Source organism: Mesorhizobium sp. M2C.T.Ca.TU.002.02.1.1 (genome assembly GCF_003997225.1).
The window spans coordinates 1-4001 of record NZ_RZTO01000583.1; the positions used below are offsets into that span (position 1 = coordinate 1).

Here is a 4001-nt window from a genome sequence, read left to right on the forward strand (position 1 = left end):
GCTCGATCGCTATCCATTGGCCGACGACCTGGGCCGGCGCTTCGGCCTGCCGGTCAAACTCGACCACCATCCGCGCGCGCTGCTGGTTGGCGACCGCTGGTTCGGCGCCGGGCGCGGCGTCAAGCAGTTCGCGGTCGTCTACACCGGCGAAGTGCTGGGCGGCGCCTTCTATTTCGACGGCCATCTCTATCGTGGCACGGCGGGCGCCGGCGGCGAGCTCGGCCACACCTTCGTGCAGCTCGACGGCGAGCTCTGCCGCTGTGGTCGCCGCGGGTGCTGGGACACCATCGCCACGCTGAGCTGGCTCAGGCGCGAGGCCGCCGCCGCGGGCCTGCCCGAGCCTGCGCTGATCGATTCCGGCCGCCTCGCCGACATGGCGGCAAGGCAAGTGGCCGGAGCCGAGAAACTGCTCGATCGCTACGCATGCAACGTCGCCGTTGGCATCGCAAATCTGCAGCAGACGGTGGCCCCCAACATCTTCATCCTGCATGGCGACGTCGTGCTGGGCGGCGCGCGCCTGCTCGACGCCATCGCCAGACATGTCCGCGCCATGGTGCCGCCGCGGCCCGGCAGCACGATCGAATTCATCGCCGGCGACGCGGGCGATGGCGCGGCGCTGCTGGGTGCCGCGGGGCTGGTGATTTCGGAACTGCTGCAGCTGCCGATTTAGCTCTCTCCTCCCCACAAAGGGGAAGTCGGCGACTATCCCGCCAACCCCGGATAACGCCCGAACCAAGGCTGTATGCGCTCGAACCGCGCGGCCATCGCAAGCACGCTTTCGTCCGCATGGCGCTTGCCGATGATTTGCAGCCCGACCGGCAGGCCCAGCGGCGTGAATCCCGCAGGCACCGAGATCGCCGGATGTCCGGTGTAGTTGATCGGATAGGTCATGCACCAGCCGATCAGCGGGTCGACCGCCTCGCGATTGATCGAGGTCGGGCCGATCGTGTTGCCGTCGGTTGCGTTCTTCACTGGCGGGATGGCGAGTGTCGGCGCGACGATCAGGTCGTGAGTGGCGAACACATCCTCCAGCCCGTCGAGCACGCCGGTGCGCAGCAGGTCGTCGAGCGCGTGGTCGACGGCCGACACCTTGTAGGCGTCCTTGAGCATGCCGAGGAATTGCGGGGTGAGCGCATTTGCGTGCTCGCCCATCAGATCGATGCCGTCCCTTTTCCAGTGCACCGCGATCGCCGCGTAATGGATCGCGATGGTGCGCACCCAGAGCGCCGCCAGGTCCTTGTGGTCGGCCTTGAAGTCCAGCTCGACCTCGTCGACCTCGATGCCGTGCCCCCGCATCGTATCGACGGCCTCGGCCACGATGCGCTCGACCTGGCTGTCGACCGGGAAATTGCCGAGACGCGGGCTGTAGGCGACGCGCAACTTGCGCGGCGGCGCCTGCACGGCGCCGACATAATCGGTGCCGTCGTCGGGCAGGCTGAGCGGGTCGCGGCTATGCGGTCCGGCCATCACCTTGGCCATCAGCGCGGCGTCGGCCACCGTGCGTGCCAGCGGCCCGATATGGACCAGCGGATGCGCCCACAGAAAACCGTCGGGCCGCGTCACCGAAGGGATGCGGCCGAAGGACGGCTTGAAGCCGACGCAGCCGCTGAAGGAGGCCGGGATACGCACTGAGCCGCCGCCGTCGGTGCCCTGCGCCAGCGCCGCCATGCCGTCGGCCACCGCCGCCGCGCTTCCGCCCGAAGAACCGCCGGAATTATAGCCGATGGCAAACGGCGTCGAGGTCGGTCCGAAGCGCAGGTTGTCGGTGATGCCCTTGTGGCCGAACTCCGGCGTGTTGGTCTTGCCAAGCACAATGGCGCCGGCGTCCAGCAGCCGCTCGATAGCGGCCGCGCTCGTCCGCGGCACGCGGTTCTTCACCGCCAGCGAGGCCATGGACGTCGGCACGCCGGCGACATCGTCGAGGTCCTTGATGCCGACCGGCACGCCGTGCAAGGGTCCGAGCGGAATGCCGGCCATCACCGCCTTTTCGGCGGCACGGGCGGCATCCATCGCCTCATCGCCAAGCACCAGCGTATAGGCGTTGACGAGCGGGTTCCGCGCTTCGATGCGGCGCAAATAGGCTTCGGTGACCTCGACCGGCGAGATGTCGCGACGCCGGATGCGCTCGGCAAGTTCCGTGGCCGGCAGGAAGCAGAGTTCGTTGTCCGCAGAAGTCATTGAAGTCCATTCCGTCTATTTGATGAAAACCGGATTTGCCGCACCACCCGTGCCCTTGCTCACCTTGATCGGCGCGGCGCAGTAGAAACCTTCGTAATGGCGGTCGGCGGCGCAGTCGGCGGCAAGCGCGTCCAGCGCCGCCATCTCGGTGAAGACGATGCCGAGATTGCGCATCAACGCCGCGTGCAGCACCAGCATCAGTCCGGTGCCGGGCTCGTAAGTCGTCTCGTTGGCCAGCGTGTCGGTGACGAAGCACGGGATCTGCATCTCGTCGAACCAGCGCGCGAGATCGGGGCTGAAGGTGAGGCCAGGCTCCCAATAATCCTCGGCGACGCGCTGCAGGCCGGCCGCCAGCGCGCCGACCCAGCCGGTGCGGATCAGAAGGATGCTGCGCGGCAATATCTCGACGCCTTGCGCCCGCGCGCATTCCATCAGGTCATGGTGGGAAAAAGTCTCGGCCCGGTCGAGCACGGATTTGCCGCGGAAACGCGCGATGTCGAGCAGAATGCCGCGCCCGGCGATGCCGCGTTCGGCGATGGGCATAATGCCTGCCTTGGTCATGCCGCCATTGGTGCTCGATGCCGGGAAGCCGTTCCACAGCGTGTCGTCGAACCACATATGGCCGAGCCCGTCGCAATGCGTGCCGGCCTGGGCGAAGCCGGTGACGTAGTCGTCGGCGAATTCGAGCCCGCCGGGCAGGGGGTGCCAGTGGCCGTTCTCGAAGCCGGCCTTGTCGGCGACCATGAAGTGCTTTGCCGGCCAGCGTCCGGGAAACACCGCGTCGCCGTCATGCGTGGCGATCGGCACGCCGAGCGTGAAGGTGCGGCCCTGGCGCGCGCTCGCCATCCCGCGCATCACCTCCTCGGCGGTGAGATAGTTGAGCGCGCCGATCTCGTCCTCCGCGCCCCAGCGGCCCCAGCGATTGGGCGCGTCGGCCAGCAGTCGCTTGAGCGTGATTGCGTCGGTCGTGCTCATGCCGCGGCCTCCGACGCGGCGCGCGCGCCGGTGATATAGGCGACGACCTCTTCCATGTTGGTGTCGGCACTCGAAAGATCCGCCACCTTGCGGCCGCGGCGCATCACCACCACGCGGTTGCAGACCTGCCAGAGGTGGTCGAGATTGTGCGTGACCATGATAATGGTCAGCCCCTTGGCGGCAAGCCGCCGGATGAGATCGAGCACCTCGCGCGACTCGCGCACGCCGAGCGCCGCCGTCGGCTCATCGAGCAGCAGGAGCTTGTGGCCCCAGAAGGCGCCGCGCGCGATCGCCACCAGTTGGCGCTGGCCGCCTGACATGCGGTCGACCGGCTTGTTGCGGATGCCCGGAATGTCGATGTTGAGCGTTTCCAGCCCACGCAGGGCTGTGTCGCCCATCGCGCCGCGTCGCATCCAGCGCAACAAGGCCGGACCGCGTCCAAGCGCGATCTCTCGCCCGAGGAAGAAATTCTCGGCGGCGGTGAAGGCGCCGATCAGCGACAGGTCCTGATAGACCGTCTCGATGCCGAGGCGCTGCGCCTCGGCCGGCGGCGACAGCTTTCGCGGCTGACCTTCGAGCATCACCTCGCCGGAGGTCGGCTCATGCGCGCCGGCGAGGATCTTGATCAGCGTCGACTTGCCGGCGCCATTGTCGCCGACCAGGCCGATGATGTCGCCCTTGCCGATCTCCAGCGAGACATTGTCGAGCGCCTGGATGCCGCCGAAGCTGCGGCAGATGCGGCGGAGCGAAAGCAGTGGGTCGCGGGCCATCGCTACCCCCTCCCGAAGCGGCGGCCGATCCCGCCTAGCGCCACGGCGATGACGAGCAGCGTACCGGCAAACAGGAAC

4 protein-coding genes are annotated in these 4001 nt (G+C 67.8%); 1 reads left to right on the top strand and 3 read right to left on the bottom strand.

The annotated features are described in order from the left end of the window. On the top strand, positions 1 to 670 hold a 670-nt coding region (locus EOD07_RS25390; protein WP_164772512.1), incomplete at its 5' end, for an ROK family protein. Positions 671 to 702: 32 nt separating this feature from the next. Here the strand turns inward: EOD07_RS25390 and EOD07_RS25395 are convergent. From EOD07_RS25395 to EOD07_RS25405, 3 genes are read right to left on the bottom strand one after another with little or no spacing between them, the layout of a single operon-like run. Beyond that, positions 703 to 2178 carry an amidase family protein gene (locus EOD07_RS25395; RefSeq protein ID WP_127237371.1) on the bottom strand — a complete coding sequence of 492 codons (1476 nt, stop codon included), beginning with the start codon at positions 2176 to 2178 and terminating at the stop codon, positions 703 to 705. Positions 2179 to 2193: 15 nt separating this feature from the next. Continuing rightward, the gene (locus EOD07_RS25400) at positions 2194 to 3153 is read right to left on the bottom strand and encodes a cyclase family protein (protein ID WP_127237372.1); all 960 of its coding nucleotides are present in this window, start codon (positions 3151 to 3153) and stop codon (positions 2194 to 2196) included. Next, positions 3150 to 3923 (bottom strand): ATP-binding cassette domain-containing protein, encoded by a 774-nt coding sequence (locus EOD07_RS25405; RefSeq protein WP_127237373.1) that lies wholly within the window; start codon positions 3921 to 3923, stop codon positions 3150 to 3152. The genes EOD07_RS25400 and EOD07_RS25405 overlap by 4 nt, the downstream gene beginning before the upstream one ends. Positions 3924 to 4001 lie beyond the last annotated feature (78 nt).

Bases quoted from the DNA above. Each gene is read 5' to 3' on its own strand.
- EOD07_RS25400 (WP_127237372.1), bottom strand. From the start codon at position 3,153: ATGAGCACGACCGACGCAATCACGCTCAAGCGACTGCTGGCCGACGCG.
- EOD07_RS25405 (WP_127237373.1), bottom strand. From the start codon at position 3,923: ATGGCCCGCGACCCACTGCTTTCGCTCCGCCGCATCTGCCGCAGCTTC.
- EOD07_RS25395 (WP_127237371.1), bottom strand. From the start codon at position 2,178: ATGACTTCTGCGGACAACGAACTCTGCTTCCTGCCGGCCACGGAACTT.